Source organism: Paraburkholderia dilworthii, from assembly GCF_000472525.1.
In the GTDB taxonomy this organism is placed as follows: Bacteria; Pseudomonadota; Gammaproteobacteria; order Burkholderiales; family Burkholderiaceae; genus Paraburkholderia; species Paraburkholderia dilworthii.
Window position 1 is genome coordinate 104,345 of the sequence record NZ_AWZT01000003.1, and the last position, 26,626, is coordinate 130,970.

Annotated in this window: 27 protein-coding genes; 16 read left to right on the plus strand and 11 right to left on the minus strand. The window is 59.7% G+C overall.

Annotated features, from left to right (window positions below; all coding sequences use genetic code 11):
- Positions 1 to 5: 5 nt before the first annotated feature.
- The 6 genes from F759_RS37305 to F759_RS0106430 are packed head-to-tail and all read left to right on the plus strand — an operon-like array spanning position 6 to position 3,543.
- Positions 6 to 938 (plus strand): DUF3592 domain-containing protein, encoded by a 933-nt coding sequence (locus tag F759_RS37305; protein ID WP_051377145.1) that lies wholly within the window; start codon positions 6 to 8, stop codon positions 936 to 938.
- 43 nt (positions 939 to 981) lie between these two features.
- Entirely contained in the window at positions 982 to 1,371 is a 390-nt protein-coding gene (locus tag F759_RS0106410) for a PAAR domain-containing protein (RefSeq protein ID WP_027799124.1), read from the plus strand.
- Positions 1,368 to 1,868 carry a DUF4123 domain-containing protein gene (locus tag F759_RS0106415; RefSeq protein ID WP_027799125.1) on the plus strand — a complete coding sequence of 167 codons (501 nt, stop codon included), beginning with the start codon at positions 1,368 to 1,370 and terminating at the stop codon, positions 1,866 to 1,868. Before F759_RS0106410 ends, F759_RS0106415 begins: the two co-directional genes overlap by 4 nt.
- A complete protein-coding gene (locus F759_RS37310; RefSeq protein ID WP_051377147.1) occupies positions 1,861 to 2,211 on the plus strand; it encodes a hypothetical protein in 351 nt (116 codons plus the stop codon). Before F759_RS0106415 ends, F759_RS37310 begins: the two co-directional genes overlap by 8 nt.
- A complete protein-coding gene (locus tag F759_RS37315) occupies positions 2,211 to 2,795 on the plus strand; it encodes a restriction endonuclease fold toxin 5 domain-containing protein (protein ID WP_051377150.1) in 585 nt (194 codons plus the stop codon). The genes F759_RS37310 and F759_RS37315 overlap by 1 nt, the downstream gene beginning before the upstream one ends.
- Before the next feature lie 28 nt (positions 2,796 to 2,823).
- Positions 2,824 to 3,543: an immunity 52 family protein gene (locus tag F759_RS0106430; protein WP_051377152.1), complete on the plus strand. Its 720-nt coding sequence runs from the start codon at positions 2,824 to 2,826 to the stop codon at positions 3,541 to 3,543.
- A gap of 1,082 nt (positions 3,544 to 4,625) precedes the next feature.
- On the opposite strand, the gene F759_RS0106435 is transcribed toward F759_RS0106430, so the two are convergent.
- Positions 4,626 to 5,060, minus strand: a complete 435-nt coding sequence (locus tag F759_RS0106435) for a hypothetical protein (protein WP_027799127.1) — start codon at positions 5,058 to 5,060, stop codon at positions 4,626 to 4,628.
- A gap of 2 nt (positions 5,061 to 5,062) precedes the next feature.
- On the minus strand, positions 5,063 to 5,296 hold the full coding sequence (locus tag F759_RS42025) for a hypothetical protein (protein ID WP_152530593.1): 234 nt from the start codon (positions 5,294 to 5,296) through the stop codon (positions 5,063 to 5,065).
- Positions 5,297 to 5,651: 355 nt separating this feature from the next.
- Between F759_RS42025 and F759_RS0106440 the strand changes: the two genes are divergently transcribed.
- A complete protein-coding gene (locus F759_RS0106440) occupies positions 5,652 to 6,449 on the plus strand; it encodes a hypothetical protein (RefSeq protein WP_152530594.1) in 798 nt (265 codons plus the stop codon).
- A 504-nt stretch (positions 6,450 to 6,953) separates the two neighbouring features.
- On the opposite strand, the gene gyrB is transcribed toward F759_RS0106440, so the two are convergent.
- The 3 genes from gyrB to dnaA form a co-directional block, all read right to left on the minus strand.
- Entirely contained in the window at positions 6,954 to 9,425 is a 2,472-nt protein-coding gene (gene gyrB / locus F759_RS0106445; RefSeq protein WP_027799129.1) for a DNA topoisomerase (ATP-hydrolyzing) subunit B, read from the minus strand.
- Positions 9,426 to 9,538: 113 nt separating this feature from the next.
- Positions 9,539 to 10,642 carry a DNA polymerase III subunit beta gene (gene dnaN, locus F759_RS0106450; RefSeq protein WP_027799130.1) on the minus strand — a complete coding sequence of 368 codons (1,104 nt, stop codon included), beginning with the start codon at positions 10,640 to 10,642 and terminating at the stop codon, positions 9,539 to 9,541.
- Positions 10,643 to 10,880: 238 nt separating this feature from the next.
- Positions 10,881 to 12,500: a chromosomal replication initiator protein DnaA gene (gene dnaA, locus F759_RS0106455; protein ID WP_027799131.1), complete on the minus strand. Its 1,620-nt coding sequence runs from the start codon at positions 12,498 to 12,500 to the stop codon at positions 10,881 to 10,883.
- Between the two features lie 385 nt (positions 12,501 to 12,885).
- Here dnaA and rpmH point away from each other — a divergent pair, with 385 nt between their 5' ends.
- The 4 genes from rpmH to yidC all read left to right on the plus strand — a co-directional run bounded on the left by rpmH (position 12,886) and on the right by yidC (position 15,579).
- Positions 12,886 to 13,020, plus strand: a complete 135-nt coding sequence (gene rpmH, locus F759_RS0106460; RefSeq protein WP_004198824.1) for a 50S ribosomal protein L34 — start codon at positions 12,886 to 12,888, stop codon at positions 13,018 to 13,020.
- Positions 13,021 to 13,064: 44 nt separating this feature from the next.
- Positions 13,065 to 13,547: a ribonuclease P protein component gene (locus tag F759_RS0106465; RefSeq protein WP_027799132.1), complete on the plus strand. Its 483-nt coding sequence runs from the start codon at positions 13,065 to 13,067 to the stop codon at positions 13,545 to 13,547.
- A 112-nt stretch (positions 13,548 to 13,659) separates the two neighbouring features.
- Positions 13,660 to 13,890: a membrane protein insertion efficiency factor YidD gene (gene yidD / locus F759_RS40665; protein ID WP_006050604.1), complete on the plus strand. Its 231-nt coding sequence runs from the start codon at positions 13,660 to 13,662 to the stop codon at positions 13,888 to 13,890.
- A gap of 30 nt (positions 13,891 to 13,920) precedes the next feature.
- The gene (yidC, locus tag F759_RS0106475; RefSeq protein WP_027799133.1) at positions 13,921 to 15,579 is read left to right on the plus strand and encodes a membrane protein insertase YidC; all 1,659 of its coding nucleotides are present in this window, start codon (positions 13,921 to 13,923) and stop codon (positions 15,577 to 15,579) included.
- Positions 15,580 to 15,730: 151 nt separating this feature from the next.
- Here yidC and F759_RS0106480 read toward each other — a convergent pair whose 3' ends face one another.
- Positions 15,731 to 16,138, minus strand: coding sequence for a transcriptional regulator (locus F759_RS0106480; RefSeq protein ID WP_027799134.1), 408 nt, complete (start codon positions 16,136 to 16,138; stop codon positions 15,731 to 15,733).
- A gap of 371 nt (positions 16,139 to 16,509) precedes the next feature.
- Here F759_RS0106480 and mnmE point away from each other — a divergent pair, with 371 nt between their 5' ends.
- From mnmE to F759_RS43225, 3 genes are all read left to right on the plus strand, one after another.
- Positions 16,510 to 17,904, plus strand: coding sequence for a tRNA uridine-5-carboxymethylaminomethyl(34) synthesis GTPase MnmE (gene mnmE, locus F759_RS0106485; protein WP_027799135.1), 1,395 nt, complete (start codon positions 16,510 to 16,512; stop codon positions 17,902 to 17,904).
- A 169-nt stretch (positions 17,905 to 18,073) separates the two neighbouring features.
- Positions 18,074 to 19,285, plus strand: a complete 1,212-nt coding sequence (locus F759_RS0106490) for a tyrosine-type recombinase/integrase (protein ID WP_027799136.1) — start codon at positions 18,074 to 18,076, stop codon at positions 19,283 to 19,285.
- A gap of 242 nt (positions 19,286 to 19,527) precedes the next feature.
- Positions 19,528 to 19,689 carry a hypothetical protein gene (locus tag F759_RS43225; protein ID WP_167334009.1) on the plus strand — a complete coding sequence of 54 codons (162 nt, stop codon included), beginning with the start codon at positions 19,528 to 19,530 and terminating at the stop codon, positions 19,687 to 19,689.
- 97 nt (positions 19,690 to 19,786) lie between these two features.
- Here F759_RS43225 and F759_RS0106500 read toward each other — a convergent pair whose 3' ends face one another.
- Positions 19,787 to 20,107 (minus strand): hypothetical protein, encoded by a 321-nt coding sequence (locus tag F759_RS0106500; protein ID WP_027799137.1) that lies wholly within the window; start codon positions 20,105 to 20,107, stop codon positions 19,787 to 19,789.
- A 193-nt stretch (positions 20,108 to 20,300) separates the two neighbouring features.
- On the opposite strand from F759_RS0106500, the gene F759_RS0106505 reads away from it, so the two are divergent.
- Positions 20,301 to 20,726, plus strand: coding sequence for an HIT family protein (locus F759_RS0106505; RefSeq protein ID WP_027799138.1), 426 nt, complete (start codon positions 20,301 to 20,303; stop codon positions 20,724 to 20,726).
- Positions 20,727 to 20,786: 60 nt separating this feature from the next.
- On the opposite strand, the gene F759_RS0106510 is transcribed toward F759_RS0106505, so the two are convergent.
- Positions 20,787 to 20,966, minus strand: a complete 180-nt coding sequence (locus F759_RS0106510; RefSeq protein WP_027799139.1) for a hypothetical protein — start codon at positions 20,964 to 20,966, stop codon at positions 20,787 to 20,789.
- 499 nt (positions 20,967 to 21,465) lie between these two features.
- Between F759_RS0106510 and sap1 the strand changes: the two genes are divergently transcribed.
- Complete coding sequence (gene sap1 / locus F759_RS0106515; RefSeq protein WP_027799140.1) at positions 21,466 to 21,804, plus strand: surface attachment protein Sap1; 339 nt, start codon at positions 21,466 to 21,468, stop codon at positions 21,802 to 21,804.
- A gap of 279 nt (positions 21,805 to 22,083) precedes the next feature.
- Here sap1 and F759_RS0106520 read toward each other — a convergent pair whose 3' ends face one another.
- The 3 genes from F759_RS0106520 to araG all read right to left on the minus strand — a co-directional run bounded on the left by F759_RS0106520 (position 22,084) and on the right by araG (position 26,542).
- A complete protein-coding gene (locus F759_RS0106520; protein WP_027799141.1) occupies positions 22,084 to 23,817 on the minus strand; it encodes an IlvD/Edd family dehydratase in 1,734 nt (577 codons plus the stop codon).
- Between the two features lie 50 nt (positions 23,818 to 23,867).
- A complete protein-coding gene (gene araH / locus F759_RS0106525; protein ID WP_027799142.1) occupies positions 23,868 to 24,872 on the minus strand; it encodes an L-arabinose ABC transporter permease AraH in 1,005 nt (334 codons plus the stop codon).
- Between the two features lie 107 nt (positions 24,873 to 24,979).
- Entirely contained in the window at positions 24,980 to 26,542 is a 1,563-nt protein-coding gene (gene araG / locus F759_RS0106530) for an L-arabinose ABC transporter ATP-binding protein AraG (protein WP_027799143.1), read from the minus strand.
- Positions 26,543 to 26,626 lie beyond the last annotated feature (84 nt).

A 26,626-nucleotide genomic window follows, 5' to 3' on the forward strand; every position in this document is an offset into this window, starting at 1 on the left:
CACTCATGATGAATTCACCCGCCGCCCCGTCGCCACACAGTCGGAGCACGCTCGTCATCCTGACGCTCAGTCTCGGCGCGCTGCTTTTTTCGCTGTGCTGGCTCGTGTCTTCGCTGATCGCCACGCATCGCATGACGGTCGCCGAAGGAACCGTGGTGAGTTACGACCAGGGCGGCCGGAACTGGCGTTCGTATCAACCCGTGATCGTCTTCACGACCGCACGCGGCGAGCGCGAACAGATCACGGGCCAGACGTCGTCGACGCAGCCGGCCTACGATATCGGCCAAACGTTGCGCGTGTTCTACGACCCTGCGAGCCCCGCACGCTCGGCGATCATCGACGACTTTGGGCAGCGCTGGTTTCCTGTCGGTGTAGTGATGTTGCTCAGCGTGGTGTTTTCAGCGATTGGCGCGATGATGTTCGTACTCGAGCGCGGCAACGTTAAACATGTCGGGCCTTCGTCGTACTCGCAGGGGAGGCGCAAACGCGGCCGACAGAATCTACTGATCTGCCTGATTCCGATTGTCATCGGCGCGGGATTTCTGCTGGGCGCTGCCGCTTCGGCGATGCGCGAACGGCAGATCATTGGAAGCTATACGCGCACGACTGGCAAAGTCGTCGAAGTCCAGGAAGCCGAGCGGCCTTATCAGCCGCGCTCGCACATGTACTCGGCGATTGTCGCGTTCAAAACCGCGACGGGGAAAGAAGTCACCTTTGCGCAGGGGTCGTCGTCATCGCATAACGATCTCGGCAGCGGTGACGAGGTCAGTGTTCTCTACGATGCGAATACGCCCGATCGCGCGATGATCGACAGCTTCTGGGAGCACTGGGGACTGCCTGCCATCCTCGTTGTCATCGGCTTGCCGTTCTTCGCCGTTGGTGTGTTTTTTGTCAGCACCGTCGACTTCAGCGGTGCGCGCCACAGCAAACGGACCTAGCTTTGAACGTGATTCGATATTCGAGATTGATGGCAGGTGACCTATGACTTCGATCGCATGTGAAGGCGATAGCACGTCGCACGGCGGCAAGATCGTTTCCGCTTCGGCGACCATCGGCGTCGGCGACAGCGGACGGCGCGCCGCCCGGCTCGGTGACCTAGTCCATTGTCCGAAATGCGACGGCACGTTTCCGATTGTGACCTCGCAGAATCCGGCAATGACCGTGGAAGGCGTGCCGCTCGCTTTTCATGGCGACAAGACCTCGTGCGGTGCGGTGTTGATCGCCGCGCAATCCGAGACCACCGGCAATGTACCTGCGTCGATGCAGGGCACGACGGCCGCGGCGGCGGAGTCCACAGTCGCGCCGACGCTGTGTCGCGAGTGCCTCGCTCATGCCGCAGAAACGGGCGCTTCGACTGTCGTGCGCTCATGATCCCGGCGACTCTCGCTGAACGGCTGGAGCGTTTGCGCGCGGATACGCCGGGGCTGCGTGCGTATGCGCTGGTCGATGGCCTGCAGTACGAACAGCATTTTGGCCGCAGCTTGCGGCGCCGCTGGGGCACTGTGCACACGCTTTTCGCCGGGACAGAAGATGAGCCATTGGCATCCGCTGGACCATGGCTTGTCGACATCGCGCAACCCGATGCCGACGTGGTGGCTTCACTCGATGAACTGGAAACAGCGCGGCCTGGTGTGATGTGGTTGTTCAGCACGCAGGATATCGAGTCGCTCGTGCGGACACTGCAATGCAAGCTCAACAGCAAACTGCCGAATGGCAAGATTGCGTTGCTCCGGTTCTGGGATCCGCGTGTTTTCGTGCCGCTCTTCAATGCGCTCGACACCGAAGGACGTCGCGCTTATTTCGGCGATGTGGAGGAGTGGCACGGCCTCGCGGACGGCAAACGCTTTCACGTCTCTCACCATGCTTGAACTGACCGCAGAACAATGGGCCGCTTTGTGCGCGAGCGACGAACGCAATTTCGTCGCGACAATTCGTGACGATATCGTGCGCGACGCCCCGCGTTACGCCGACGATCCGACCTTGCTCGACCGTCTGGTGCGCGCGTATGGAGACGCGAAGCGCATGGGCTTTCAGCAGGACAAGGAGTTGGTGGAGTTTCTTTATATCGAGGCGGATGTGCCGGAGTTTTATCGCAAGCCGGGGATCGCGGCCTGGCTCGCGAAGCCGGGACGACCGGTCGAGGAGCGGTTCGAGGATCTGCTGGCGGTGACTCGGCGGAAGTTGATTGATCGGGATAGGGAGAAGCGTTGATGGCTGTGTTGGCAATTCCGCTCATCGAAGGAGCGGGCGCGCTGCTCGCCGAAGCATTCCCCGCTTTGTTGGGCGGGACCGCGGTGGCGGGAATCCTGTCGCTATCCGGCGATCAGGCGCAAGACAAGAGCAAGACCCAACCTGTCGCGCGAACCATGCCGAAGACGGACGAAGCATGCAAGAAGTGTCCACCGGACGCGGGTAACCTCGTGACGCGTAACTGGAATATGTCCGATACCTCGCGCACGTATCAGGCGCAGGTGACAGGCTTCGCGCCGAATACGGAGTGGAATTTCAGCGGGCTCGACTTCGATGGGTTTCGTGCGTCGCTTTGCCAGCTGGAAGAGGCAAAGGCGAATTATGATCAGTTTTTTGATCCGGAGACGGGCAATCCAAAGCGATTCTTCCTGATATCTGGTGTTGAAAAAATGCGCAACCAGGCGAGAGAACAAAACCTCGTTGCGGCGGCCAATACACCGGCGCTGTTGCATTGGTACTTCATGCAGCCGCTCAGCTATCGGTACTTCACGCGCAGTTTTCGCACCACCGCGCCGCTGGTTAACACAGAATTGAAGCCACTTTAATGAGCACGAGCACAGAACGTTGACGAACATGGCCTTTCATCTGAATATTGACGTCACCTATCGCCTAGTTGCCCCGCAATTGCCGACCATCGAGTCGGAATACGGCCGACTTTGGCAGTTTGCGAAGGTCCTGACGCGAGCCGGCTTACCCGTGGACAAATGGTATCCAGCAGCGGATACGGAAAAAGCGTCACTGCTAAACGCTGCCTTCGATGCCAATGGACCGACCAGCGCGGCGATTGCCATGGCGAAGAATTCCGCTTTATCCAATGGCACCAGCATCAGGTCGCTCGGGGTATGGAATGGCCTGGAGGGAGACGGTGGAGCCGCTTTTTCCGACTCGCAAGGCATTGATAGTGTGTGCTCGGTGACCTTCCAGATGAAAGGCATTGTCGGATTTCAGCAGACAACGCTGGTGGCGGACGTTGTTTCGGAAGCAGCGCGCATCTGGTCCGCGTCGAGCGTTCAGGTCGGGCCATTCAAGTATTTTTCGCAGCAGCAGGTCTTCGAAAAACGACCCGGCGCCGGTTGGATGCTTTATTTGCCGAGAGTTTTCACCGCGCAGCAAGTGCCCGAGGCTCGCGACCTGATTCCGGTCATGGATGGTAAGCAGCGGATAGGCACCCTCATCGTCAGTGTTATCGATGAGCCTTTCTCTGCTTCAAATCCGGAGCATGTGAAGATCGCCAACGCAATTGAAGAGCGATTAGTCGATCAGGATTTGCTGCCTTTATTCACTGAACTCTAAGGTCAAACTCAAGTGGACCGACGGCATCCATTAGGCCCTGAGGTTCGTATTGATGTTCCGCCTGTCCTGGGCGGAACTGCCTGCCATTGAAACCGAGTATGAATCGCTGTGGCGATTTGCGAGGGCACTGCAACGCGCTGATCTTTCGATCGATGGCTGGCATCCACGCGCTTCCAGCGTCAAGGCTTCTCTTCGCATCGCGCTTTCGATAGCGCCGGACCTACCCCTGCCGCGCTCGCGATGCCGAAGGCCAAAAAGCAGGAGTATCCGGGAGTGGGCTCGCTCGGTGCCTGGAATGGCGTTGATTTGCACGGAATCCTGACCCCGCCGTGGGTCAGGATTCCGTGCAAATCAACAAGCGACCCTAATAAAATCATTAACAACCAGCGCTCTGGCATATGGCGGAAATCATCGAGGGTGGGTCGTCGAGCAGACCTACGGCAGGACGTCCTCAACGTCATGCTCACGAAAGGTTATCTCGCGAGGCTACTCGAGAACGAATCGGCGCATATCTGTCGCCCGCCGCTTAGGAGGCGAAACCGACAGCAAAAGAACCTATCTGCCTGTCCGAAATTAGTTGACCACTACAGCAGGACTCCGCTTCTTTTTTGTTTTTCTAACGATTCGCTAGATTGTGACAGTCGATCCTAGTCGCACGCGGCATTTCGCATTCCGAAACAATCCAACAGCAACGGTATGTTTGTCGGGGACACAACTCACTGCCATATCTCATAAACCGCCTCATTCTGAACTGCGGCGACCGTGCGGCGGGCAATCCCCAAGCCATCGGTCAGCGCCTCCTGCGGTGCACTTGTTTTGCATCAGTAGCATTCGAGCCAGCAAGCTGGAAGACCAGCATCGCACGCTCGGGCTCAAAATTCATGCGCTTCACAGTCCCCCGAAAGCGCCATCTCGCACGCGCGTTCACCGCGCACGGCAACCGATCCACTACTTGCTCAAGTTTGTCCAGTAATCGTAAACCTCACGCAATCGCGATCCTGATCTGGATCCTTCAATTATTCCCCACGCGAAAGCGTTAGCAACCCTTACAGGATTGCAGGGCAAAAAGCCGTCACCAACTATCACGGGCTGACCGAAATCACCAGCTTCTTATTTTCCAGTTGCTGCTTCCACTTGAGCGACGGAAAATTTTCTAGCGCCACTTGCCCGTAGTACATACCCACATAGGCAGCAAGTGTCTTTGTTTCGTCAGTCAGATCCCACGGTGAAGTTTCCGCCGATCCATCGTTGCTACTACTGAGTGCATCTATTTCCTGCTGCGATAATCTCCTTTTCTTGGCCTTTACGGAAAACCAATCGCCAAGTGAGTTCAGCGACTCGGGAGAATAGTCGGGATTCCAATTCTCGAAGCCAGGCGTGCTCCGCACAAGCTGCATCAGTTCTTCGATGCAATACGGCAAATTGCTCATGAACCACTCGTAAAATTCCTTTAGATCGCTCTTGCCCATCAATGTGAACGCCGTCGTCACCGGGGTATAAGAAGTCGAAAATTTCATAGTCAGTGCGTCACAATTTTAATCCCCGCCTTGTTGAGCGCGTCGCTCAACGCCGGAGATGGTCCCACTTGCCCCGTAACGGGGCTACGATAAAAATTCCATGTTACGCCATTCACGGCACCTGTATTTAATAGTTCCGCATCTTTAGCGACCTGTTGTGCTGTAAATGCGTCGTACGCGACGTATCCCACTTTGCCCTCATTCGCGACATTGCCCGGGGCGAGCTGATCGACCACGCGCGGCCCTAGAGTCGTTGGGAACGTCACTTGGGGCTGCCCCCTAGCGCTTTAAGCGCATCTTCCCCAATTTTCCCCGTAGCTCCAATACCCGTTGGCGGATTCGGGGATACGACTCGAGTCGAGCCATCTGTTGACAGTGTGTAGTAGTTGCCATTGTTACCGAGGTATATAGGATTTCCGAATGCATCGGACGTGCCGGTCGGCGAGTAACTTCCTCCTTTGGGACCCGTCACTGTGCCGGGGAGACGTCCGGAGCGGAGACCTTGTCAAGGTTCACGTTAAATCGGGAAAACTCACCATACTTGAATTTGACGACTTCGACTCATCGCCAACACCGCTGCTTCGGCGTCGCGTGAAGATACACCTGCGTACGCAGGAAATCGATGTGTTCGAGTATGCGGAAAACTACGAACCTACGCTTTTGCTTGGCAAATCGAAGTTTATCAACGACGAGTTCCCCGGATACGCACACCAGGCAGCTTTGGATGAACAGCTAGTACCCTTATGCCTATCGCTGCCCGAACATGGTCCGACCAAGTCCCAGTTTGAGCAATTGTTGCGCAATGAACGGATCGAGTTGTCCGGATTTGAGCTTCGACCCTCAGAAACTTTGCCAAGCTTGGACGATGCCTGCGGCAAATGGTACTCATATCGAGATCTGACTCGGTGCAGCGAGACAGCTCAAAGCACTGGGATTGACAACGCACCCCTTGTGCCTCAAAGCTACAACGCGCTGCTCGCACTCACTAAAAATATCGTTGACCCAATTATCGACTATTTTGGTCGAATCGAACTCACGTATGGTTTTTGCTCACCGCAGTTGGCACGTGCAATCAAGCGACAGGGCACAGGTCGGATCGCAGCAAATCTTGATCAGCACGCTGCCCACGAAGTCGACCGATCAGGGAATCTAATATGCTCGCGTGGAGGCGCCGCTGTCGACTTCCTGATCCGGGACGAGGACATGTATGCGGTCGCCGAGTGGATCGCGGCCAACCTGCCGTTTGATCGCATCTACATCTATGGGACGGACCGTCCAATACATGTCTCATTCAGCCCCGAACCGGCAAGACAGGTCGTATTCGTAGATCGGAGCGATGGAAAGGTACGCCCGTGGATCGTGCAAGACTTTTCCGTGCTTCCACGATGAGGAACTGACAACGGTATGTAACAGTATGTTCGATGGCATGTGAAAGGGCGGACATCGAGCCGCCTGCAGTGTCTCGATTCTTCGGGCATCAACCCCTGACGCAACACCTTGACCCGGTAAAGGCCGCAAGGCGGCCTCCACATTCGCGCTCGCCGCGCGGCGCTTCATCCCGGTCGAACCCGACGGCTTGCGTTCATCAGTCTCCAGCGTGCTCGCCTGAAAAAATATGGCTACATGCCCCCGACTGTCAACGGAAGCCGGAGGGAAGGGGGATCGAATCCATGACTCTGCATCGCGCAGCCCGATCTTGGGGCATTCGCGATTTCTAGCACTTACCCGTCTCATGTCTGTTGCGCCAGCCAATTGCTGTTACGACCTACGTCTCCAATAGCGGCGGCGGTCACCTCACGTCTAAAGTAGGCCAGTCTCATTAACTCCGTCCCACAGTCGCGAAACTGTGGCGCCAGTCGCACTTACTCTGGCGCCCTACGCTGAGAACTGACATCAAACATCAATATTCCCCGCCCGCAACGCATTAGACTCAATGAAAGCCCTACGCGGCTCAACATCATCCCCCATAAGCGTAGTGAAAATACCATCAGCCGCAATAGCATCCTCGATCTGCACTCTCAGCAAACGACGCACTGCCGGATCCATAGTCGTCTCCCAAAGCTGCCCCGGGTTCATCTCCCCGAGTCCCTTATAGCGCTGCTTGGAAACATTCCTCTCAGCATCGGCCAGCAACCACTTCATCGCAGACTTGAAGTCGCTAACAGCCATACTCCGCTCGCCGCGCTTAATGACCGCACCCGCACCAATCAAGCCCTTGAACGTATTAGCGGTATTGACCAGTTGCTGGTAATCAGCAGTCAACTGAAACTCTTCATCCAGCACGGAAATTTTCTGATTCCCATGATGCGTCCGCGCAACGCGCAGCGAGCGCAATTCACGCACCGGGTCGTACATTGTCGTGACGGTAACTTCGGGCTTCAGCGCGTCATCCCGCAACTTGGCCTCGAGCGCTTTAGCTGAAGCCTCGGCTGCATCTCCGCTGGAGAGATCAATAACAACCCCATCCATCACAGCCTCGAGTCCGCCCGCGTCGTACAACCGGCTCAATCGATTAACCACCGCCTGTGCCAGCAAATAAGCCCGGGCCAATTCGCCCAATGCATCGCCGGTAATCGCCGTCGCATTCTCGGAAGGCAACAGCTCCGAGCCCTGCAACGCAAGCTTCAGAATATGAGCATTAACCTCGTTCTCATCCTTCAAATACCGCTCGTCCTTACCCGCCTTGATTTTGTACAGCGGCGGTTGTGCGATATAGATATACCCGCGCTCGATCATCTCCGGCATTTGCCGATAGAAGAACGTCAGCAGCAGCGTTCGGATGTGCGCACCGTCCACGTCGGCATCGGTCATGATGATGATGCGGTGATAACGCAGCTTATCGAGGTTGTAATCCTCTTTGCCAATCCCGCAACCCAACGCGGTAATCAGCGTCACGATCTGCTCCGAAGAAAGCAGCTTGTCATAGCGCGCCTTCTCCACATTGAGCACCTTGCCGCGCAACGGCAAGATCGCCTGGAATTTCCGGTCGCGGCCCTGCTTCGCTGAGCCACCTGCCGAGTCGCCCTCGACGATATAAATCTCCGACTTCGCCGGATCCTTCTCCTGGCAATCCGCGAGCTTGCCCGGCAGACCAACGCCATCCAGCACGCCCTTACGCCGCGTCATCTCACGCGCTTTACGAGCCGCATCGCGAGCCCGCGCTGCATCGACGATCTTGCTGCAAATGATCTTCGCGTCGTTCGGCGTTTCAAGCAGGAATTCCTCGAGCGCCTTCGCGACCACATCTTCCACCGGCGCGCGCACTTCTGACGACACCAGCTTGTCCTTCGTTTGCGCGCTGAACTTCGGCTCCGGCACCTTCACCGACAGCACGCACGAAAGCCCTTCGCGCATGTCGTCGCCGGACGTCTCGACCTTCGCCTTCTTCGCGACTTCATGGTCGGCAATGTACTTGTTCAACACGCGCGTCATCGCCGCGCGCAAACCCGTCAAGTGTGTGCCGCCGTCGCGCTGCGGAATGTTGTTCGTGAAGCACAGCACGTTCTCGTTGTAGCTGTCGTTCCACTGCATCGCCACTTCGACACCTACGCCATCTTTCTCGCCGTTGACGTGGAAAATGGTCGGGTGCAGCACGCTCTTGGTCTTGTTGATGTACTCGACAAAACCCTTCACTCCGCCGACAAACGCGAAATCGTCTTCCTTGCCCGAGCGCTGATCTGTCAGGCGAATCCGCACGCCGTTATTCAGGAACGACAGTTCGCGAATCCGCTTCGCCAGAATGTCGTAGTGATATTCGACATTGCCGAAGATCGTCTCGTCGGCCATGAAATGCACTTCCGTGCCGCGGTTCTCGGTCTCGCCCACCACTTGGATCGGCGACACCGCCACGCCGTTGATCTCTTCGATCACACGGTTCTGCGGCACGCCACGGTGGAATTCCATGAAGTGCTTCTTGCCGTCGCGGCGAACCGTGAGGCGCAGCCACGCCGACAGCGCGTTCACACACGACACGCCCACGCCGTGCAAGCCGCCCGACACCTTGTAGCTGTTCTGGTCGAACTTGCCGCCGGCATGCAGCTCGGTCATCACGATTTCGGCAGCGCTGCGCTTCGGCTCGTGCTTGTCGTCCATCTTGAGGCCGGTCGGCACACCTCGGCCGTTGTCGGTGATCGAGATGGAGTTGTCCGCGTGAATGATCACCTGGATGTCGTTACAGTACCCGGCCAACGCTTCGTCGATCGAGTTGTCGAGCACTTCGAACACGAGGTGGTGCAAACCGGTGCCATCCGATGTATCCCCGATGTACATCCCCGGCCGCTTGCGCACCGCCTCCAGACCTTCGAGGATCTGAATAGACGAGGCGCCGTAGCTGTTGTCGGGTTGCGTATTGTTCGTTTCAGTCATGGATTTTTTCCGGTTCTGCATTACTGCTGGGTTGCTGCTCGGGACTTTTCAAAACGCCATAAAAACGCCAAAGGGGCGCTGCGCCCCTTGGTGTGTTCTGGTTTTTGGACGCGTTAGATGCGCATCGGCATCACGACGTATTTGAATTCGTCGTTCTCGGGAATCGTGATCAACGCGCTGGAGCTGGCGTCGCCAAGGCTCACTTGCAGCGTGTCCACCTTCAGGTTCGCGAGCACGTCGAGCAGATACGTGACGTTGAACCCGATATCGACGCTATCACCGTCGTACGCGATTTCCAGTTCTTCTTGCGCCTCTTCCTGATCGGCGTTGGTCGACATGATCTTCAACTGGCCCGGCTCGATGATGCAGCGCACGCCCTTGAATTTGTCCGACGTCAGAATCGCGGCGCGTTGCAGCGAACGCTGCAGTTCTTCACGGCCGATCACGAACTGATTCTTGTGCGACTTCGGGATCACGCGCTGGAAGTCGGGGAATTTTCCTTCAACCAGCTTCGACACCAGTTCAACCTGACCGAACGTGAACTTCACTTGCGTTTGCGCGATGTCAATGTTCAGCGTGTCGTCGATATCTTCGAGCAGACGCTGCAATTCCAGAATCGTCTTGCGCGGAATGATCACTTCCTGGCGCGCGAACGAGCCTTCGATCTTCATCGACGAAAACGCCAGACGGTGACCGTCCGTCGCGACCGCCATCAACTGGTCGCCGTCCACTACCAGCAGCATGCCGTTCAGGTAGTAGCGAATGTCCTGCTGGGCCATCGAAAAATGCACCATGCCAAGCAACTGGCGGAACGTCTTTTGCGGAACCACGAGGCTCGCGCCGTAGTCTTTAGCTTGTGCGACGGTCGGAAACTCATCCGCAGCCAGCGTTTGCAGCGCGAAGCGGCTCTTGCCGGATTGCACCGTCAGACGCTTGTCGTTCAGCGTGAGCGTGACCTGGCCGTCGGGCATGGCGCGCAGGATATCGAGGAGCTTTCGCGCCGCCACCGTGGTCGCCACGGAATCGCCGCCCACGCCGAAATCGGCGCGCGTGGTGATCTGCAACTCAAGGTCGGTCGACAGGAACGACACGTCCGGGCCGTTCTTGGTAATCAGCAAATTGGCGAGGATCGGCAACGTATGGCGGCGTTCGACGATGCCGCTCACAGTTTGCAGCGGCCTGAGGAGGTTATCGCGTTCGGTCTTGACCAGTTGCATAGAGTTCCTTCGTTGATATAACGGCCCGCGTGCCTTTCAGCCTTGTGAGGCATTTTTTCCGGCACGCAACCGCAGCTCCCCGCCGGCGCCACGCAGCGCCCGTCACGGCGTGAAATCCGCCCGCGGCCGCCGGGCGGTTAAACCTGTATTGTGCCTGAAAACGGAACCGCCTCACTAAAATGGGGGCGAGTTTGGAAATAAACAGGTCGTTTTTTCTGCCGCTTCCCTCCCCGGCCGCTCAGCCTTTCAGCGTCTGCTCCAGCACATGCAATTCGTGGTTCAGTTGCGCGTCCTTGCTGCGCTCATCGGCAATTTTTCGCACCGCGTGCAGCACGGTGGTGTGGTCGCGTCCACCGAACAGCTCGCCAATTTCCGGCAAGCTCTTCTGCGTAAGCTCCTTCGCCAGATACATCGCAATCTGCCGCGGCCGCGCAATGTTCGCCGGCCGCTTCTTCGAATACATGTCCGCGACCTTGATGCTGTAAAAGTCAGCCACGGTCTTCTGAATGTTTTCCACCGAAATCTGCCGGTTCTGCACCGTCAACAGATCTTTCAGCGCTTCTTTCGTCAATTCGATGGTGATTTCGCGGCCGTGGAACTTCGAGTACGCGAGAATTTTGCGCAGCGCGCCTTCGAGTTCGCGCACGTTCGAACGCAAATGCTTGGCGACGAAAAACGCGACGTCTTCGTTCAGGCTCACGAATTCCGATTGCGCCTTGCGCATCAGGATCGCGACGCGCATTTCGAGCTCGGGCGGCTCGATCGCCACCGTCAGCCCGGAGTCGAAGCGCGAAATCAAACGGTCGTCGATACCCGAAATTTCCTTCGGATACGTGTCGCTGGTGATGATCACCTGCGCCTTGTTCGCGACCAGCGCCTCGAACGCGTAGAAGAACTCCTCCTGCGTGCGCGACTTGCCGGAAAAGAACTGAATATCATCGATCAGCAGCAAATCGAGCGAGTGGTAGTAGCGCTTGAAGTCGTCGAACGCCTTGCGCTGGTACGCCTTCACGACGTCGGACACGTACTGTTCCGCGTGGATGTAGCGAATCCGCGCGCCGGCCTTGTCCATCAGAAGCTGGTTGCCGATTGCGTGGATCAGGTGAGTCTTGCCCAAACCAACGCCGCCATACAGAAATAGCGGGTTGTACGAGATGCCGGGATTGTCCGCGACCTGAATCGCCGCGGCGCGCGCCAGCTGATTGGCCTTACCGGTCACGAAGTTGTCGAAAGTCAGGACCGGATTAAGCTTCGAGCGCTCGTACATCGAGTCGTTGTCGCCGTTACCGTTCGAGCCGGCGCTCTGGCCCGGGCGCCATGTGCGGCGCGCCGCCGCGGCTTCGTTTGCGTCGAGGCTCGGCAGGTCCAGATCGGCGGCGTCTTCCGCCGCGGCGCGCGCGTTGGCGTTGTGCTCAGCTGCCGCGCGCGCGTTCGCGTTGAGGTTCGCCATCGCGCTATTGGCGCCGTTCGCGCGCGCGGCCTGCGCCGCTTGCACCGCGCCGACGGCTGCGTCCACGGCAGCGCCATTGCCGGCGCTACCGCCCATCGAATGTGGCGCGGAAACCGGACGCGCGGGAGCCGGTGCCGCTGCCGCGGGAGCGCGCATGCCGGCTTTCGGATCAAGTACGAACTGCACGTCGACCGGGGCTTGCCAGAAATCGCGGGCCATATCCGCGATGCGGCCGGAGAACTGGCTCTTGACCCAGTCGAGCTTGAAGCGGTTCGGCGCAGCGATGCTGAGCGTGTTCGCAGCGGCGTCGAAGGCGACCGGGGCCAACGGTTTGATCCACGTCACGTACTGCTGGGGCGTGAGCTCACGCTCCAGCAATGCGGAACAGTGTTGCCAGAATTCGTTCATCGAGTTGCTGTCGTTATGGTGTGCACGAGGGTTCGCCGCTGCCCCCGTCGCGCGCACGCAACAAGGCCCGGAACAGCCAGGCGTAACAGCCCCAGGCGCCTGTGCCACAAAGGGTTTGCGGGACAAGCGAGCCGGAGCGGCGTGCATCATTTTTGGGAAGTAAGGCGAGATTCTAACGCCAAACGGGAGGCGAAAGGGAGTTATCCACAGGGACGGATCATGTTCACAAGCGCACCGCGCGCTTGGGCGGCACCGGCTAAACTATTGACGGTCAACGCAAAACCGGTTTAAATAGCGGGTTCCGCGAAAACCAATTCAGTAAACCTCCGGCCATTGCGCTTTCAGCGATGATCGCGCGGTTATTTTTCGATCAAGTGAGAGCAACATGAAACGTACTTACCAACCTTCCGTTACCCGTCGCAAGCGCACCCACGGCTTTCGCGTTCGCATGAAGACCGCTGGCGGCCGCAAGGTCATCAACGCACGTCGCGCGAAGGGCCGCAAGCGCCTCGCCATCTAAGGCAGGCGAGCGGATTGCGCGCTGTGTCCGTGCCAGGCCTATCTGTGCCAGGCGACAGTGGTGGCGAAGTGGAACCGGCAGAGGCGCCGCAGCAGAGCTCCGCAGCGTTGCGAGCGCGAGCCGCCTTCCCCAAAGCCGCAAGGCTACTGAAAACGGATGAATTTTCATCCGTTTTTCGTTTGCGCCCGTGGCGCCGCACCGCCCATTTCGTGGTGTACGGCCGGCCTACCGGCAATGACGCACGCCTCGGCCTCGTGATCGGCAAGAAGTATGCGCCGCGCGCGGCTACGCGTAATCTGGTCCGTCGAATCGCGCGTGAAGCGTTTCGGCTGCGTCGCGCGGAATTTGGCGGTTGGGATGTGCTGCTGCGCCTGCATACGCGCTTTGACAGGAAGGCTTTGCCGAGTGCGTCGTCGTCGCCGTTAAAGGCGCTGTGCCGCAGTGAAATCGAGGCGTTGCTCGACAAGGCAGCGCGCGAGATTGCCCGTCGTCAGGCGCCGCCCGCGGACGCGCCCGGCACGGAATGACGCTCAAGTGACCGCCCGCTTTTTCGCTCACGCTGCCGCAGCTTCGGTAGCCTTGGCCAGCGGGCATCGTCCGGTACTCCACGTTGCGCGGCGCCGTCCTGCCGCACGAGCCATGCAAACGGTACTCATCGCTTTATTGCGCTTTTACAAGCTTGCCGTGAGCCCAATGCTCGGCAACCGGTGCCGTTTTTACCCTTCCTGCTCTGATTACGCGCGCGAAGCAATCCAGTATCATGGCGCCGCGCGCGGGACTTATCTCGCCGCCAGGCGTATTTGCCGCTGCCACCCGTTTTCCGCGGGCGGCATCGATCTCGTCCCGCCTCCCACTTCTGAAAAGCGCTGACGCGCCGTTCCATCGACACTGAGACAACGCATGGATATCAAACGCACCGTCCTATGGGTCATCTTCTTCATGTCAGCGGTCATGCTGTTCGACAACTGGCAACGCGACCACGGACGCCCGTCGATGTTCTTCCCCAGCGCCACGCCGACCAAGACCGTCGGCAGCGCCGCACCGGGAACCACGACGCCGGGAACCCAGCCCGCCGATTTGCCGGCCACCAATGCAGCAGCGCCGGCCAACACGCCGGCGGCCACGCAATCGCAACTCGTCAAGTTCAGCACCGACGTCTATAACGGCGAGATCGACACCCGCGGCGGCACGCTGTCGAAGCTGTCGCTCGTCAAGCAAGGCGACGGCAAGCAGCCCGATCTGGTCATCACGCTGTTCGACCGCACCGCCAATCACACGTATCTGGCGCGCACGGGTTTGCTCGGTGGCGATTTCCCGAACCACAACGACATCTACACGCCGCTGCCCAACCAGCCGCACGATCTGACGGGCGACGCCAAGTCGTTCCAACTCAGCTTCGAGTCGCCGGTCAAGGGTGGGCTGAAGGTCATCAAGACCTACACGTTCACGCGCGGCAGCTATGTGATCGGCGTCGATACGAAGATCCAGAACGTCGGCACTGCGCCGGTGAGCCCGTCGGTTTATATGGAACTGGTGCGTGACGATCAGCCGGTGGAAACGCCGCGCTTCTCGCACACGTTCATCGGGCCGGCTGTCTATACCGACCAGCATCACTTCCAGAAGATGACGTTCGGCGACATCGACAAGAACAAGGAAGATTTCGCGAAGCAGGCCGACAACGGCTGGATCGCGATGGTGCAGCACTACTTCGCGTCGGCGTGGATTCCGCAGCAGGGCGCGAAGCGCGACATCTACGTCGAGAAGATCGATCCGACGCTGTATCGCATCGGCGTCAAGCAGCCGGTTGCGGCCATCGCGCCGGGCCAAACGGTCGACGTATCCGCGCGTCTTTTCGCCGGCCCGGAAGAAGAGCGCATGCTCGAAGGCATCGCGCCGGGTCTGGAACTGGTGAAGGATTATGGCTGGGTAACGATCATCGCCAAGCCGCTTTTCTGGCTGCTCGAAAAGATCCACAGCTATGTCGGCAATTGGGGCTGGGCGATCGTGCTGCTCACGCTGCTGATCAAGGCGGTGTTCTTCCCGCTGTCGGCCGCGAGCTACAAGTCGATGGCGCGCATGAAGGCGATCACGCCGCGTATGCAGGCGCTGCGCGAACGCTTCAAGGGCGATCCGCAGAAGATGAACGCCGCGCTGATGGAGTTGTACAAGACCGAGAAGGTGAATCCGTTCGGCGGCTGTCTGCCGGTCGTCATCCAGATTCCGGTATTCATCTCGCTGTATTGGGTGCTGCTGTCGTCGGTGGAAATGCGCGGCGCGCCGTGGATTCTGTGGATTCACGATCTGTCGCAGCAGGACCCGTTCTTCATCCTGCCGGTGCTGATGGCTGTTTCGATGTTCCTGCAGACGAAGCTCAATCCGACGCCGCCTGATCCGGTTCAAGCCAAGATGATGATGTTCATGCCGATCGCGTTCTCGGTCATGTTCTTCTTCTTCCCGGCTGGTCTGGTGCTCTATTACGTGGTGAACAACGTGCTGTCGATCGCGCAGCAGTACTACATCACGCGCATGATGGGTCAGTCGAAGGCGAAGCCGGCGTAACGGCCGTCTGAAGCGGGGCGCTGCGGACTTTTATGCGCCGCATGCCGCCAGCGCTGCTGGCGCGACAAGTCATCCGCAAAAACAAAGCCGCCCGGTTCGAACGAACCGGGCGGCTTTTTTATAGCAGCTGCTACTAGAAGCGAAACGCCCGCTATTCTTCTTCGGCATCCTCACCGTAGAAGCGCACAATCATTTCCTCGACGAGAAAGCGATCTTTCGGCGTCAACGACTCGATCTTCGAGGCCAGTTCGATCGTTTCCTGCGACGGCGGATACTTATCGCCGCGCACTACGGGTCTGGCGACCGCGCCGGGCGAAGGTCCATAGTGGAGCCAATGCTCCTTCACGTTCAACCACTCGGCCAGCGTACGCAATTTGTCGGGCTTCGGAATCGTCGTACCCGTGAGCCACTTGTGCGCGGTTTGCGGTGTAACCGGACGGTCACCCCGATAGCGGAGGTTGAACTGTTCGGCAAGTTTGGTCCCACCGCGAATCTTCAGCGGCTCCAAGGTTTCCTTCAGCCTCTTGGCGAAGGCGGCTTTTTCTTTCGGGGTTGGCATGGGCCAGATTGTGCAATTCAGCGTCCTCCCAGTTGACAACTGATCAGGCTCATGTTTATCTTATTTGAGATGATTTTAGCTCGTATACCTCAACGCGTCGGCGATTCAGCAGGAATGTCAATTTTTGCGCCTTTTCGTTAGCTGGCTTGAATTTGCGCGATGCGTCTCTCCCGTTTAGTCTGGATTTGTCCTGGTGACGCAGTAACAATCCTAGCTTGGTTGGGTTCAATCTTAATCGCGCTATAAAAAGCGTGCGACGATCGCCGGGCGCGTCGCCGACCTGCGGGGCGTATGGCCCGCGTTACAATGCGCGGCGCCCCCGCAGATGCCCGCGCCGCCAGCCCTCTTCTCCCGATTTCGTCGCCCCGCTCATGCTGACCACCGATTCCGATCCGATCGTCGCCATTGCCACCGCGCCCGGGCGAGGAGGCATCGGCGTAGTGCGAATCTCGTTTGGACGCGCGGCCGAGGCCGCGGCGCAACCGCTGATGCAAGCGCTCACCGGCCAGGTGCTCGCGCCTCGTCACGCGAGTTACGTGCCTTTCATCGACGACAGTGGCAACGCGCTCGATCGCGGCATCGCCCTTTATTTCCCCGCGCCGCATTCGTACACCGGCGAGCACGTACTCGAGTTGCAAGGTCACGGCGGTCCAGTCGTGTTGCAACTGGTACTGCAACGTTGCATCGACGCGGGGCGCGGATTCGGTCTGCGGCTCGCCGAGCCCGGCGAATTCACCCGCCGCGCGTTTCTCAACGATAAGCTGGATCTCGCGCAGGCAGAAGCGGTGGCCGATCTGATCGAGGCGAGCACCGAGGCCGCGGCCCGCTCAGCGGGCCGTTCGCTCGACGGCGCGTTCTCGCGCGACATTCACGCGTTGGTCGAAGAAGTGATCACGCTGCGCATGCTGGTCGAAGCGACGCTCGACTTCCCCGAAGAAGAAATCGACTTTCTCGAGGCCGCCGACGCCCGCGGCAAGCTCACGCGGATTCGCGAGCGCCTCGCGCACGTGCTGGCCGAAGCGCGGCAAGGCGCGTTGTTGCGCGAGGGCCTGTCGGTGGTGCTGGCCGGGCAACCGAACGTCGGCAAATCGTCGCTGCTGAATGCACTTGCCGGCGCCGAACTCGCCATCGTCACGCCGATTGCCGGGACGACGCGCGACAAGGTCGCGCAGACAATCCAGATCGAGGGCATTCCGCTGCACATAATCGACACGGCCGGCTTGCGCGACACAGAAGACGAAGTCGAGAAGATCGGCATTGCGCGCACGTGGAGCGAGATCGAACGCGCGGACGTCGTGCTGCATCTGCTGGATGCACGCACCGGCATGACAGCCGAAGACGAAGTGATCGCCGGCCGTTTTCCAGTCGGCGTGCCTGTCGTGCGCGTGCTCAACAAGACCGACCTGGTGGGCTTGCCGCCCGAGACCCGCGCGCTCGACGCCGATCTCGATGTCAGCGAAGTCCGGCTATCGGCCAAACAGGGCGACGGCGTCAGCCTGCTACGCGACGAACTGCTGCGCATCGCCGGCTGGCAGGCAGGCGCCGAGAGCGTATACCTCGCGCGAGAGCGGCATCTGATTGCGTTGCGCGCAGCGCAGGAACATCTGGCGACGGCCGCCGCACATGCCGACCAGAACTCGCAGGCGCTGGATCTTTTCGCCGAGGAACTACGGCTCGCGCAGGACCAGCTCAACTCGATCACTGGCGAATTCAGCTCCGACGATCTGCTCGGAGTGATTTTCAGCCGGTTTTGTATCGGCAAGTAGTCAGGCGTTTGGCGGTTTGCGGCAGGACCACGCTGCAAGCCGTCCTGGAGCGAACTCGCCATTTACATCCGTCGCGAAACTCACCTAGCTGTAGACCAATACCGCGACCACTGCTTGGTACACAAAGGGAAACCGTTTAAACTCGCTTTTTCCGTATTAGCAGCCGAACATGCCGCGCCTAGCCGTCCCACTCACTGAATCCCAGATTCGCGCGCTCGAACCGCGCGTGACCCGCTACAGCGTCGCGGACGGTAACGGCCTCGTGATCGAGGTGATGACCACCGGCACCAAGGTATGGCGCTTCCGCTATTCGCTGAACGGCAAGCGCCAGCCGCTCGCCACCATTGGCGATTACCGGATGATTTCGCTGCGTGTCGCCCGAGCCAAGGCGCAGAAGTACGCGGAGCTCGTCGCGCAAGGCATTTCGCCGGTCGCCACCGCGCGGCGAGATCGGGGTGCCGAAGCGAAGGCAGACGTTCTGCGCGAAGCCGCCGAACTCTATATGTCGACGGAAATGGCCGGCAAGTCGGACGAGTATCGCCGCACCACCCGGCGTGCGCTCGACAAGGACGTGCTGCCCGCAATCGGCGGCATGCCGGTCAAGGCCGTGACGGCCGAGCATGTCGTCGCTATCTGCGACAGCATAAAAAGCCGCGGCTCCCCGAAAATGGCGCTGCACACGCGCAATGTGATCAAGCGCCTATACGAATATCTGATCGCTCGGCAGCTCGCGACAGGCAATCCGGCAGAAGTGGTGCCGGCGCGCTCGATCGCCACCTTCGAAAGCCGTACTCGCGTGCTGTCCGGCGAGGAGATCGGCGCGATGCTGTATTCGATCGAAGCATCGGGCATCCGTCGGCCGCTCAAGTTCGCGCTGCATCTGCTGGTGCTGACAATGGTGCGCAAATCCGACCTCGTGGAATCGACGTGGGATGAATTCGATCTCGGCAACGCGTTGTGGCGCATCCCGGCCGCGCGTCTGACGAAGGACGCGGACCAACTGGTGCATCTGCCGCAACAAGCGGTGACGATGCTGCGCGAGCTACATCTCAGGAGAGCCGGCAGGACGTTTGTCTTTCCGAGCGTCAGAGGCCACGACCGGCCAATTGCAAAGAGCACGCTCAACCAGGCCGTGAAAGCGCTCGGCCTCGACGTCGAGCATTTCGTTCTGCACGATTTTCGGCGAACCGCTGCGGCGCATCTGCGCGAGATGACCGAGCATGCGGAACGGGACAAAACTTCAGCGCAAACGCGACAGAACGCATCGCAAGACAAGTCCGCAGGCGACGTTGCCGAACAGCGTCGAATCGCGCAGCGTTGGGCGGACTTCGTCTACGCCCAGCTTGATGCAGCACGCAAGAGAGCCGGCGGCGCGGCCTGACGTCGCCAAAGCAAACCGGGCCGCGCGGCGAAGTATTCACGACGCTGCGAGTTGGTACACAACATCACACGCCGCCACTGCAAGTGCCGACGGAACAAGCATAAGAGCCCATATCGAGCAGGTTATGAAACGGCGCCTTTCAGCGAAGCGCGCCAAGCGAAATCAGACCTTCACGCGGCACTTTTTTACTTCAACCAATCGCCTACACTGAAGCAACGATGCAACCTTTGAAGGAGGCTGCCATGTCCGAATCGTTGATCGCTTACCTGCTCGGGCCGACGGTGATGCTGCTGGTCGGCGCGGCAATATGGGCGGTGTCCCATTACCACTACAAGGCGGGACCGCAAAAGCTCGAGCGCTGGCTCGATACGCATTACGCCGAGTGGCTTCATCACAGGCACTGAGCGGCAGCGCGACCACCGCGCCCAAAATGAAAAGGCCGTCGCGGTCAGCGACGGCCTTTCTGTCTCTAGTGCGCCTTTGCAGGCGCGCGCCCGCGACTTACCACCTCGGCGCGGGGTCGGCGTACTCGTATTGCTGCGGCGGCGCTCCGCATGCCACATATGCGCGCTGATACTGGTCGTAGCAGTACCCCGGCGGCGGCCCCGCGTAGACCGGCGCCGGCTGATACACCGGCTGCGCGTAGACGGGCTGCTGGTATGCAACCACTGGCGCCGGATTCAATACCGAGGTCACCACCGCGCCCAGCACGGCGCCGCCGATCAGCGCGCCCACCACGTCGCCGCCATTGCCATGAGCCGACGCTTGTCCCGTGACGCTCAAACTGCCCACCATCACCAAAGCCACCGCTAACTTTTTCATTTTTCGCTCCAGCCGTTGAGGCATGGAACGGATTGTCGACCACGCGCGGGGAAATAGATGCTGCAAGTGGTAACGACAGATTACCTGTGTAACGATCGCCGTCGCGGCGGCGGATGAACGTTGCGACGACCCGACGCGTTCTGCGCTCCGATAGACTGTCATGACAAGGCGCGCAATCAGGAGATAGAACGCAATGAGCTACGACGACAGCAACCCCTTCGCGAGGATTCTGCGAGGCGAATTACCGTGCATCAAAGTGGCGGAAAACGATGCAGCCCTCGCCTTCATGGATCTCATGCCGCAAGCGGACGGCCATCTGCTCGTCGTGCCTAAAGAAGCTGTCGCTGAAATCTTCGATTTGTCGGACGCGGCGACGGTGGCCTGCATACGCATGACGCAAAAGCTCGCCATTGCCGTGCGGGCGACGTTGCGTCCGGACGGCGTCTTCATCGGCCAGTTCAATGGCGCGGCAGCCGGCCAGACTGTGCCGCATGTGCACTTTCACGTGATTCCGCGCTGGGAAGGTCAGCCATTGCGCATGCACGCTCGCGACGTGGCGGATACGGACACGCTCGAAGCGCTGGCCAAACGCATTCGCGCGCATTGGCGAGCGGATTAGCCGCGACACGCGCCCGAAGACGGCGCGCGCGGGCATTAATGCAACCGCACGAGCGCCGCGTTACAGCCGATGCCGCGAACGACGCAGCGGATGGCGCCAGTCAAGGCGCCGAGACTTCGCGTGCATGGGGCGCATGTCGTGCAGATGCCTGTGCTCCTGCCACAATTCGTCGGAGAAAAGAAACGCGACAATCAACAGCGGGAGGACGAGAAAAACGCCCAGTATCAGGTTCTCGATCACGGTGGCCTCCGTTCACACGAGCATTGGTTTTTATTGTAGAGCACCACACGTACCCGCACTGCCGGCCATCGGTTCGCAATTCCAGCGTATGACGCACCGTCGGACCTGGCATCGTTTATCTTCTGCATTTACACCGTTATTTCGCCGATTTTATTCAGTCGACGAAACGACTTTGTGTGCGCCGCACCAAACGGCTTTCATGTTGTAGAAATCCGCTTAAATCGATTATCGCGTTAACGCTAATAAGGTCCGCAAAGCTTTAGTGGTTAAGCGAATCAAGAACACGGCCCTTTAGTTATCCCCGCTAATCTCACCGGTTTCGAGCGTCACCGAACCTTGTCGCAAATGCCGCGCGAGGTGCGACAATTCGCCGCTGTTGCGACCGCACACAAGATGTGCTTGTGGTTCTTTCGCGTTCTCCTAAAGTGCAAGGTGCGGGCTAGACGATGGAGTTAAATACATAGCTAACCTGAACATTCGGCCCGCACCGGAGGAACATATGAAAACTCGACTCGCCCTTGTTTTCGCCATTGCAAGTCTGGCTGCCGCAAGCGTTCAGGCGCAAGACGTCGTGATCAAGCCGCAGCAAACCATTCAGTTCAAAGCCAACGCGTATGGCTGTCTGTCGAAAGACAAACTCGACGCCGTCAATCAGCACGCGCAAGCCGGTGAACAGCAAAAGATGCAGGAATTCTTCTCCGGATATCAATGCGTTTCGACGCCGGAGAATTCGAGCTTCCGCGTCGTGCGTGTCGTCGGTCACGACTTCGAGTTTGTGAATGCCAGCAACAGCGACACGCAGGGCCTATGGGCGAACGATCGATTCATCAAGCAGTAACTTATAGAACGCCGGTACGCAGACGTTCCGGTAAAGCGCCGGAACGGGATGCGCTTATGCGAGTTCTCTGGCTTTAAATGCCGGAGACGCTGAGCTTGCAATTAAGGAAATCGGTTGGACATTTTCGAATGTCCAACCGATTTTTATTTGCGCGCGGCAGCGGCATGTTGCGCGACCCGCGAAAAAAAGCCGATGCGGTATATCGATCCGCATCGGCAGTACGCCTTCTCGCAAAGCGCAGGGAACAACCGTTGGCTCCTTAGGTGCGACTCGCTCCGCTCAGTGAGAATCGCGCGGCACCGGCGCGCCGCTCGATCCGACCAGGAAGTCGAGATCCGCGCCCTGATCCGCTTGCAGCACGTGCTCGACGTAGAGCTTGTAGTAACCGCGCTTCGGCGATTCGGGGGCCTGCCATGCGGCGCGTCGGCGCGCGAGTTCGTCGTCGGTCACCTCAAGGTGCAGGCGCCGCGCTTCGACGTCCAGTTCGATCATGTCGCCGGTCTGCACGAGCGCGAGCGGACCGCCCGCAGCCGCTTCCGGCGACACGTGCAGCACCACCGCGCCGTATGCCGTGCCGCTCATGCGTCCATCGGAAATCCGCACCATGTCCGTAATGCCTTTTTGCAGCACCTTCTTCGGCAACGGCATATTGCCCACTTCGGCAAAGCCCGGATAGCCTTTCGGACCCGCGCCCTTGAGCACCATGATGCAGTTTTCGTCGATGTCGAGCGATTCGTCGTCGATCTTCGCGTGCAGTTCCTCGATGTTCTCGAACACGACTGCGCGGCCGCGGTGCTTCAGCAGTTCCGCGGTGGCCGCCGACGGCTTGATCACCGCCCCATTCGGCGCGAGATTGCCCTTGAGCACCGCAATGCCCGCCTTCGGCTTGAACGGCTCGGCGAACGTGGTGATGACTTTCTCATCGTGATTCGGCGCGTTGCGCACGTTTTCCCAAATCGTCTTGCCGTTCACAGTAAGGGCGTCGCGATGCAGCAACCCTTGCTCACCCATCTGCTTCAGCACCGCCGGCAAACCGCCTGCGTAGTAAAAGTCTTCCATCAGGTATTCGCCTGACGGTTGCAGATTCACGAGACACGGCACGTTTGAGCCGAGCTCCCAGTCCTCAAGCGAAAGCTCCACGCCAATGCGCTTTGCGAGCGCGATCAGATGCACGACCGCGTTGGTCGAGCCGCCAATCGCCGCGTTCGTACGGATCGCGTTTTCGAAGGCCTGGCGCGTGAGAATTTTGTCCATCGTCAGATCTTCGCGGACCATGTCGACGATGCGCCGGCCGGCCAGATGCGCTAGCACCTGACGGCGCGCGTCGACTGCGGGAATCGCCGCGTTGTGCGGCAAGCCCATGCCGAGCGATTCGACCATCGAAGCCATCGTCGACGCCGTGCCCATCGTCATGCAATGGCCGCGCGAGCGGTTCATGCACGACTCGGCTTCGGTGAATTCTTCCTGCGTCATCGAACCGGCGCGCACTTCCTCGGACATCTGCCAGACACCGGTGCCCGAGCCGATATGCTTGCCGCGGAACCGGCCGTTGAGCATCGGTCCGCCCGACACTGCGAGCGACGGCAGATTGCACGACGCCGCGCCCATCAGCAGCGCCGGCGTGGTCTTGTCGCAGCCGACGAGCAGAATCACGCCATCCATCGGATTGCCGCGAATCGATTCCTCGACGTCCATCGAAGCGAGGTTGCGAAACAGCATCGCCGTGGGCCGCAGATTCGTTTCGCCAAGCGACATCACCGGAAACTCGAGCGGCAAGCCGCCCGCTTCGTGCACGCCTTTTTTCACGTATTCCGCGAGCTCGCGGAAATGCGCGTTGCAGGGCGTGAGCTCCGACCATGTATTGCAGATGCCGATCACCGGGCGTCCGTCGAATTCGTCATGCGGAATGCCCTGGTTTTTCATCCACGAGCGATGTAGGAAACCGTCGCGGTCCTTGAGGCCGAACCACGCCTGGCTGCGTAGCGGCTTTTTAGTCTGGTTCGAATCAGCCATGAAATCTCCTGTTGGCAAACATGTAGGGCAGGGCGCGTATCAATGCAGGCTTAGTGCACGCGCTTGCTGCGGCGGAACTGGTCGAACAGCACCGCGAGCAGCAGAATCCCGCCGCGAATCAGGTATTGATAGAAAGTCGGCACATTCATCAGACTCATCGCGTCCTGCACGGAGCCCATGATCAATACGCCGACCAGCACACCGGAAATCGTCGCGACGCCGCCCGTCAACGACACGCCGCCGAGCACGCACGCCGAAATCACGCCGAGTTCCAGGCCGACCGAAGTTTTCGGATCGCCGAGACTCATACGCGACGCAAGCATCACGCCCGCAAAGCCGGTCACGAGCCCTTGCAACACGAACACGGTGATCTTGATGCGCGTAACAGGCAAGCCCGCGAGCAGCGCCGCCTCGCTATTGCCGCCGACAGCCAGCACGTTTTTGCCGAAGACGGTTTTCTTCAGCAGAAAACCGAACAGCACGAAGCCGACAATGTTGCTCCAGATCGGATAGGAAATGCCGAGGAAAGAGCCGCCGCCCAGATCGAAGAAGCTCTCTTCCGAGATCATCACCGCGTCGCCGCTCGACGTGATGAAGGCCAGGCCGCGCACCACTTCCATCATCGCGAGCGTGACGATCAGCGAGTTGATCTTGTAGCGCGCGACCAGCACGCCGTTCACGAGGCCGACCGCGCCGCCCGCGAGCACGCCGGCCGCGACGCCGAGCAGCACACTATGCGTCGCGGTGATCAATGTGGAGGCCACGACACCCGCGAACGCCACGATCGACGCGACCGACAGATCGACTTCGCCGAGCGCCAGCACGAACATCATGGTCACGGAGATCGAGCCGATCAGCGTAACGGAGAGCAGCAAGCCCTGAATGTTTCGTGAACTCAGGAAGTCGGGCACGGTGAACGACAGCACTGCGAACAGGATGACGAACACCATCACGATGCCGGACTTGTTGATCAGATCCCAGGTCCGCGCGGCGCGCGCGCTGAAGCCCGCGGATGCGACGGCTGGCGTGGATGAGTCGGTTGAGGGTGTATTCATGATGTGTGTTCCGTTTCAATGCCGCGTAGTTCAGTTCAACGGCGCGATTCAGTTGCGTTCGGTTCAAGGCGCCTTCGTTCGTCCGGCGACCGTGGCGAGCATGTGTTCTAGCGGGGCAGCGCGAGCTTGATGAGCGCATCGGGTGTGGCCTGCGCTTTCGGCAGATCGCCGACCACGCGGCCTTCCTTCATCACGATCACGCGATCCGTCACGCCGATCACTTCCGCGAGATCGCTCGACACCACGATCACCGTGCGTCCGGCGTCCGCCAGCCCATACAGCAGCCCGTAAATTTCGCTGCGCGCGCCGACGTCGATGCCGCGCGTGGGCTCGTCCATCAGGAACACGTCGATGTCTTCCGCTAGCCAGCGCGACAGGATCACCTTCTGCTGATTGCCGCCCGAGAGCGTGCCGATCGGCGTCTCGCCATTGCGCGTCTTGATCGCAAGCTTGCCGATGAACTCCTTCGCGGTCTGCGCTTCCTTGCGGCCGTTGAGCACATTGAAGCGGCTGAAGTGCCGTCGGCAACTGATGTTGAGGTTGTCCGAAACCGAAGCGATCGAAACGATGCCTTCCTGCTTGCGATCTTCGGGACACAGCGCGACGCCCGCGCGCACCGCGTCGCGGGGCGTAGCGAAGCGCACGTGCTTGCCTTTGAGCGTGATCTCGCCGGCCGTGGGTTTGACCGCGCCGTAGATCAGCTTCATCAATTCGGAGCGCCCAGCGCCGACGAGTCCGAAGAAGCCGACGATCTCGCCTTTGCGTGCCGAGAAAGACGCGGGCTCACGCAGCCCCGGGCCCATCAATCCTTTTACATCCAGTTGCACGTCGCCGAGTTCGCGCGCGCGATAGCCGTATACGTCGGCGATCGAACGGCCAACCATGCAGCTGATCAGACGATCGCGGTCGAGTCCTTCGCCCGCATCGAACGTATCGATGCGGCGGCCGTCGCGAAACACGGTGACGCGATCGCATAGCTCGTAGACTTCATCCATCCGATGCGTGACGTAGATAATCGCGCGGCCTTCGGCCCGCAACGCGCGAATAATACGGAAAAGTTGCGTGGTCTCGCGCGACGACAACGAACTGGTCGGTTCATCGAACGCAATCACGCGGGCGTCGCGCATCAGCGCCTTGCCGATCTCGATCATCTGACGCTGACCGATCGACAGATTCTTCACCTGCTGCGACGGATCGATCTTTTCGCCGAGCCGTTCGAGCTCACGCACTGCGCGCGCGACGAGCGCCTTTTCATCCAGCACACCGAAACGATTCGGCAGCGCGCCGAGCATCAGGTTTTCGGCGACCGTCAGCTCCGGCACCAGATGCAATTCCTGATAGATGATCGCGACGCCCGCCGCAATCGCCGCCTTAGTCGTGGTGAACTGCTGCTCGACGCCATCGAGCGACAACGTGCCTGCGGCCGGCTGATTGACGCCGGACAGCACCTTGAGCAGCGTCGATTTGCCGGCGCCGTTTTCGCCCATCAAGCCGTGCACTTCGCCGCGCCGCACTTCGAGCGACACCTGGTCGAGCGCGAGCACGCCCGGAAAGCGCACGGTGATGCCATCGAGTTGCAAATACGGCTCGGTGGAAGCGGGCGCAAGCGAGGGCGCTTGCGCCGACACGGCAGCGTCGCCGATGGAAGACGCAGTGTGTGAGGACGTCATCGAAAAAACCTCAATGGTGGACAACCTGTGCGGGCCGCTCGCGCGTCGAGCAAATGCCCGATGCGAAAAGCGCGGCCCGCCGCG

Excerpts from the sequence above, each read along its gene's own strand:
- F759_RS37310 (WP_051377147.1), top strand. The coding sequence starts at position 1,861 with ATGCTTGAACTGACCGCAGAACAATGGGCCGCTTTGTGCGCGAGCGAC.
- F759_RS0106430 (WP_051377152.1), top strand. The coding sequence starts at position 2,824 with ATGGCCTTTCATCTGAATATTGACGTCACCTATCGCCTAGTTGCCCCG.
- F759_RS0106480 (WP_027799134.1), bottom strand. The coding sequence starts at position 16,138 with ATGCCAACCCCGAAAGAAAAAGCCGCCTTCGCCAAGAGGCTGAAGGAA.
- F759_RS0106435 (WP_027799127.1), bottom strand. The coding sequence starts at position 5,060 with ATGAAATTTTCGACTTCTTATACCCCGGTGACGACGGCGTTCACATTG.
- mnmE (WP_027799135.1), top strand. The coding sequence starts at position 16,510 with ATGCTGACCACCGATTCCGATCCGATCGTCGCCATTGCCACCGCGCCC.
- F759_RS0106500 (WP_027799137.1), bottom strand. The coding sequence starts at position 20,107 with ATGAAAAAGTTAGCGGTGGCTTTGGTGATGGTGGGCAGTTTGAGCGTC.
- rpmH (WP_004198824.1), top strand. The coding sequence starts at position 12,886 with ATGAAACGTACTTACCAACCTTCCGTTACCCGTCGCAAGCGCACCCAC.
- gyrB (WP_027799129.1), bottom strand. The coding sequence starts at position 9,425 with ATGACTGAAACGAACAATACGCAACCCGACAACAGCTACGGCGCCTCG.
- F759_RS0106415 (WP_027799125.1), top strand. The coding sequence starts at position 1,368 with ATGATCCCGGCGACTCTCGCTGAACGGCTGGAGCGTTTGCGCGCGGAT.
- F759_RS0106505 (WP_027799138.1), top strand. The coding sequence starts at position 20,301 with ATGAGCTACGACGACAGCAACCCCTTCGCGAGGATTCTGCGAGGCGAA.
- F759_RS0106490 (WP_027799136.1), top strand. The coding sequence starts at position 18,074 with ATGCCGCGCCTAGCCGTCCCACTCACTGAATCCCAGATTCGCGCGCTC.
- sap1 (WP_027799140.1), top strand. The coding sequence starts at position 21,466 with ATGAAAACTCGACTCGCCCTTGTTTTCGCCATTGCAAGTCTGGCTGCC.
- yidC (WP_027799133.1), top strand. The coding sequence starts at position 13,921 with ATGGATATCAAACGCACCGTCCTATGGGTCATCTTCTTCATGTCAGCG.
- F759_RS0106410 (WP_027799124.1), top strand. The coding sequence starts at position 982 with ATGACTTCGATCGCATGTGAAGGCGATAGCACGTCGCACGGCGGCAAG.
- F759_RS0106520 (WP_027799141.1), bottom strand. The coding sequence starts at position 23,817 with ATGGCTGATTCGAACCAGACTAAAAAGCCGCTACGCAGCCAGGCGTGG.
- yidD (WP_006050604.1), top strand. The coding sequence starts at position 13,660 with ATGCAAACGGTACTCATCGCTTTATTGCGCTTTTACAAGCTTGCCGTG.
- F759_RS37315 (WP_051377150.1), top strand. The coding sequence starts at position 2,211 with ATGGCTGTGTTGGCAATTCCGCTCATCGAAGGAGCGGGCGCGCTGCTC.
- araH (WP_027799142.1), bottom strand. The coding sequence starts at position 24,872 with ATGAATACACCCTCAACCGACTCATCCACGCCAGCCGTCGCATCCGCG.
- F759_RS37305 (WP_051377145.1), top strand. The coding sequence starts at position 6 with ATGATGAATTCACCCGCCGCCCCGTCGCCACACAGTCGGAGCACGCTC.
- F759_RS43225 (WP_167334009.1), top strand. The coding sequence starts at position 19,528 with ATGTCCGAATCGTTGATCGCTTACCTGCTCGGGCCGACGGTGATGCTG.
- araG (WP_027799143.1), bottom strand. The coding sequence starts at position 26,542 with ATGACGTCCTCACACACTGCGTCTTCCATCGGCGACGCTGCCGTGTCG.
- dnaA (WP_027799131.1), bottom strand. The coding sequence starts at position 12,500 with ATGAACGAATTCTGGCAACACTGTTCCGCATTGCTGGAGCGTGAGCTC.
- dnaN (WP_027799130.1), bottom strand. The coding sequence starts at position 10,642 with ATGCAACTGGTCAAGACCGAACGCGATAACCTCCTCAGGCCGCTGCAA.